Source organism: Bacillus sp. JJ1503, from assembly GCF_036965125.1.
Lineage (GTDB): Bacteria > Bacillota > Bacilli > Bacillales > Cytobacillaceae > Cytobacillus.
This window is the reverse complement of the sequence record NZ_JBALOZ010000363.1, coordinates 1-4,991: the sequence shown is the minus strand read 5'-3', so window position 1 is coordinate 4,991 and position 4,991 is coordinate 1. Positions and strand designations below refer to the sequence as shown.

Genomic DNA, 4,991 nt, shown 5'->3' with positions numbered 1-4,991 from the left:
TAAGCGGATGGATAACTGGTTTGATAGGGAAAAAGAATTTGAGCGCAAAAGCTTTGTTCTGCTGATTGGAGATAAATATGATTCATCAGAACTTGCATCAGAGCTGAAAAAAAAGCTTATTCAAGGAAATATTACGCTAAAGCCTTCTGAGTATATGGGAATCTATATTTTGCTATTAGCCTTATTTACCTTTATGAATCATTTTCTGTTCGGTTTGTTTCTATTAATGTCTGTACTCGTAAGCTATTTAATAGTATCCATCGGATCAAGATTTTATTTGAATTCTAGGAGAAATAAACGGACAGAAAGCTTTAATAAACAGCTTCCGGAAATATGCAGAATGATGTCAAACGGAATCAAAGCGGGGCAAACTATTCCACAAGCCATTGAAATGGTAGGAAGAGATATGAAAGATCCAAGCCAATCAGAGTTTAGAAAAATGAACTATCAATTCAAATTAGGCGATAGTTTAGAGATGGTTTTGAACCAGTTCAGGGAAAGAGTCTCAAGCAATGATATCAATATTTTTGTCAGTACTATTCTCATCCAGCAAAAGGTGGGGGGGAATTTAGCGGAGGTCCTGTCTTCGATGGCAGAAACGCTAGAGGAAAGAAGCCGAGTTCACAAAGAAATTCAAACTGTAACAGCAGAAAGCCGATCTATAGCTTATATTTTGGTTGCCATGCCCTTTTTAATGGTTTTAATGATGAATTTATTTATTAAAGGGTTTCTAAATGTCCTGTTTACGCCATTTGGATTATTAATTTTTGCTGGTTTTTCTATGATTGTTTTCTTTGCATTCTTCATCATAAAAAGACTTTCGGATATAAGGGTGTAGTCAAAATGAAACTATTAGGCTTTTTTTCACTCGTCATGTTTGTAGTGATATTAATTCTGCTATTTATTGGCTTTGTTTATTTCTATTTATATATTGCAAAGAAAGAAAAACTATTAAAAAACCAGGGTTATCAATATCGAAAAGATAAAAAGAAAAAATCGTTAAGGGAAAGAATTATGCAGCCATTGGTTCGCTGGGGGAAAAAAGCTGGTCCAGTAGGAATCAAATATCCATTCTTTGCTGATAAAACAAAGCACGAAAGAATGCTGAAGGAAGCAGGAAATCCACTTGGGTTTCATTTACAGGATTTTTATGGCTTTCGTTTTGTTTTGGGTTTAATAGGGTTAGGATTTGGCAGTTTATATAGTTTCCTAGGCATGCCTTGGGGATTACAGATCTTGTTAATTTCGATTCTAGGAGGTTTTTTGGGACCTAGTGCGTGGTTATACTTTAAAGCTAAAAATAGGCAGGAGCTCATTACCATCATGATGCCTGACTTCTTAGATACAGTCAGTGTCACTCTTCAGGCAGGAGTAAGCCTAGATAATGCTTTACAGCAAGTGACCCAGCAGTTTGAAGGACCATTGAGTGAAGAAATTGACAGGTTTAATAGAGAAATAGATTTAGGTGTTCCAAGAATTACTGCTTATCAAAGCTTAATGGATCGAAATTCATCGAAAGAGCTGCACTCACTTGTAAATGGTTTAATTCAAGGATCCACTCTAGGAGTGCCTGTGTCGAGAACCTTTAAACTACAAGCCGATGACCTCAGAGCAACAAGGGGTTTTGTAGCTAAGGAGAAGGCTGCAAAAGCAAGCCCACAAATTACATTAGTCACCACATTTTTTGTGGCACCAGCAGTATTTGGTCTCATTATAGGCCTGCTTGTATTAAACATTATGTACAATCCGGCTGCATTTGGGTTGGACTCCTTCTTTAAATAGGAGGATTAAATATAAGAGAATCTGAGGAGGAATAAGTATGCTATTAAAAACTTGGACTAAGGTGAATGGGATTTATTCTCGTTATGTGAAAAATGAAAGAGGAGCTCAGGCGCTAGAATGGGTTGCTCTAGGTCTTGTTGTATTGGCTGTTATGGGTGCTATTGCTGCAGGTATTGGTGATAACACAAGTATAGGAAAGACAATTATATCCAAGTTGGAGGAATTGATCGGTAATATCGGTACTGGCGGTGGTGGTGGCAGCTAATAATAAGTAGCCGGAGTGAGTAAATTGAGAAATTTTTTTAAACGGTATGTAAAAAATGAAAAAGGCTCACAGGCCATTGAGTTTGTTGCGATGTTTCCTCTTGTTATTTTAGCATTCCTGATTATTTGGCCAGTTGCTTTAATCGCTTTTTCACTTGTTGTTGCAGAGTCAGCTGCTCGGGACGGGGCCAGGGCAGCTGCTATTCGCGATCCTGATTGGAAAAAGGTTGCGGAGAGATCAGCTTCAGGCTTTAATCCAGTGGTTCATGGTGGTCCTGGTGAGAAAGAAGCAAGGGTAGAGGTATATATAAAAGCACCTGTGATTGCACTTCCATTTATAGCTGATATGGAATTCGAATTTACTGCGGATGCCGTTATGCCGATGGAGGAAGATCCTGATGAGACAGATTAAAAGAGTCAAGAAGCTTATTAATAATGAACGTGGCAGCGGGATGTTAATCGTCATGGTTGGCATGCTCATGGCTGCTATTTTTATAGCTTTGCTGTTTTTTGACTTCTCAAATGTGTTTATTCATAAGCGCGTTACACAAACGGGAGCAGATGCAGCAGCTTTGGCAGCAGCGAAGAGCTCTAGGGAGTATATGGAGGATGAGCTTCAAAGGGAAACGCAAAAAGAATTAGAGGCTCTCGGAGCTAGATGGGAAGCTTTTCTTGCAGCTGTTTTGGCGGCAGTAAAAGAGGATGAGGAACCGCCATCTGAAGAGCAGATATTAGCTGATTTTATTCGTAAGGAAGAAGCAAGTCATGGCGGAAGATCAATGCCAGGAGATGTAGTTAGCTGGTTGAGAAGTCCGTCAGTCGAAGTTGAAGCGAATCCCGCCATGCGATTTTTCTTCGGGGATGATGGTGTAAATGATCTAGCCTGTGAAGCGGTAAGAGAGAACTTCGATAATGCTAGAAAAGAAGCTGAGAAGTTCGCAAAGGAAAACCAAAATGATAAAGTTAAAACTTTAAACTTTATCGGCGAGGATTTTCGCGTCTACGTGGTGACAGAGCGGAAGGCAAAGTTTACTACAGTATCTGATGAAAGTATTTCTGCCATAACATCTGAGGCATCGGTTAAAATTGGTGAACCGAAGACCTTTACCATTAAGTGTGATTAGCTTTTTTATAAAGCTCTTTTCGTAAAGATTTTTGTTATATAAAAAATTTGCGAAAAGAGCTTTATTCATAACATTTATTAATGAAATGTTATTCGATGTTTATGATTCTATTTTTTGAAGGGTGCGGTATATTTTGAGTTTCACAAATTCAAAATTTAAGTGGTTCATCAGCCTCCTTTTATTGTTCCTTTTGCTATCGTCTGAGTGGCATACTGCAATTGCAGACGTGACTGAAGTGGAAACTGAGCAAATCACCATAAATAAAACTGAAGTGACTGATGGAAAATCTGGTGATCCCATGGGAGAGGAAGGAGAACTACCGTGGTGGAAAAAGGCATTAAACAAGATTGGTGAAATAAAGGATAGTACGATTGATGGGCTCAAGGATTTCGGGAACTGGGTGGTAGATGGATTTAATGATTTTACTGATTGGGCCAGTGACAAATGGAATGGATTTACTGACTGGGCTGGAGACAAATGGGGTAAGTTTACTGATTGGGTAGGAGATACATGGAATGCAGCTGCTGATTGGCTTGCAAATAATAAATGGGCGCAATCCATCATTGCAGGTATTATTGCATCCGTGGTCATTATCGGTGGAATTGCTGCATTAGCAGCATTAGGAGTAGTAGGAGCTTTAACAATTGGGGTAGTTCTGGTTGTTGCTGCTGGTGCTTTGATCGGGGCATTTGTCTATCAGTGGATTGCCGGAGATAGCTACAGCTTTTGGGGCGCCCTCGGCTCAGCAGGTCTTGGCGGAATATTAGGTTACGCAGGACTAACTACTGGTGCCTTTGCATCAGCGATTGGCTGGCTTAGAAATACGGCGGGACCAGCGACTTGGAACTGGATGAGAAATACAGCATGGCCATGGATTTTGGGGAAGGGCCGTGCAGCATGGACATGGATGAGAACAGTAGCGTGGCCTTGGCTTAGAGGGAAAGGTGTTGCAGCTTGGCGCTGGTTTAAAGGACTTCCGTTATGGGGGCAAATAAAGGGTTATTATACTACAGGGAATGTGTTGGGGAATATCCTTAGGGGAGCTGGTATTGGGGCATCCGCAGGTGTTTTTTCTAACATAGCCTCGTATGTTTTAACTGCCTGGTATACAGGAAGTGAATTTTCATTCAAAGACTTATTGATAGATGGCATTATTGGCGGATTTACCGGTGGTTTGTTAGGTCCTATCTTATTACCGGGTCTTGCAATAGGAGGCTCATTAGTTGTAGGCCTTGGAATCTACGGAGGTTTAGAAAATTGGCTTTCTGGCGGAATTAAAGGTGGCGAGTGGTCTAGTTGGGAAAATTTCCTTATTGGAGGGGCAGTTGCTATTGTTTCTTTAAAGGTGTTTTCTCCTCTTATCAGTCATTTAATTAATAGCGGGCCGATTACAGAAGATACTGTTGGTAAAACAGTAGAAGAATTGATAAAGAACGGTTTAAAAGGTGATTACAATAGCCCTGATAATTCGGATAGTAATCCTGGAGGTAATAATGGCACCGAACCTAATAAAGAGCTAGATAGTAACTCTAATATTAAAGAAGAGAATGATCCTGATAGTAATCAAGAAAATAATCCTAAGGACACACCAGAAAATTCATCTGAAAGTAATATTGAAAATAATGAAGTCAATCATCAAAATAATAACAAGGAAGAGAAAACTGGAAGCATTGGAAATTCCGGAATACCTGCAACTCCGTTAGTGGAGTAATTTTTGCTGTTTTAAAAATAGAGGTGATTATTTGAAAAAGAAAACTTTTACTATTATAACCTACACATATTTATTATCCGTCATTATAGCCTTTGTGATATATGCATTTA

General features: G+C 39.4%; 6 protein-coding genes. All 6 read left to right on the top strand.

Annotation, left to right across the window (positions count from 1 at the left end):
* On the top strand, nt 1–838 hold an 838-nt coding region (locus V7149_RS22765; protein ID WP_335347866.1), incomplete at its 5' end, for a type II secretion system F family protein.
* Between the two features lie 5 nt (nt 839–843).
* A complete protein-coding gene (locus V7149_RS22760; protein ID WP_335347865.1) occupies nt 844–1,782 on the top strand; it encodes a type II secretion system F family protein in 939 nt (312 codons plus the stop codon).
* 37 nt (nt 1,783–1,819) lie between these two features.
* Nucleotides 1,820–2,047 carry a hypothetical protein gene (locus V7149_RS22755; protein ID WP_335347864.1) on the top strand — a complete coding sequence of 76 codons (228 nt, stop codon included), beginning with the start codon at nt 1,820–1,822 and terminating at the stop codon, nt 2,045–2,047.
* A gap of 24 nt (nt 2,048–2,071) precedes the next feature.
* Nucleotides 2,072–2,458 carry a TadE/TadG family type IV pilus assembly protein gene (locus tag V7149_RS22750; protein WP_335347863.1) on the top strand — a complete coding sequence of 129 codons (387 nt, stop codon included), beginning with the start codon at nt 2,072–2,074 and terminating at the stop codon, nt 2,456–2,458.
* Entirely contained in the window at nt 2,445–3,170 is a 726-nt protein-coding gene (locus tag V7149_RS22745; protein WP_335347862.1) for a pilus assembly protein TadG-related protein, read from the top strand. Before V7149_RS22750 ends, V7149_RS22745 begins: the two co-directional genes overlap by 14 nt.
* A gap of 133 nt (nt 3,171–3,303) precedes the next feature.
* Nucleotides 3,304–4,881 carry a hypothetical protein gene (locus tag V7149_RS22740; RefSeq protein WP_335347861.1) on the top strand — a complete coding sequence of 526 codons (1,578 nt, stop codon included), beginning with the start codon at nt 3,304–3,306 and terminating at the stop codon, nt 4,879–4,881.
* The last annotated feature ends 110 nt before the right edge of the window (nt 4,882–4,991 follow it).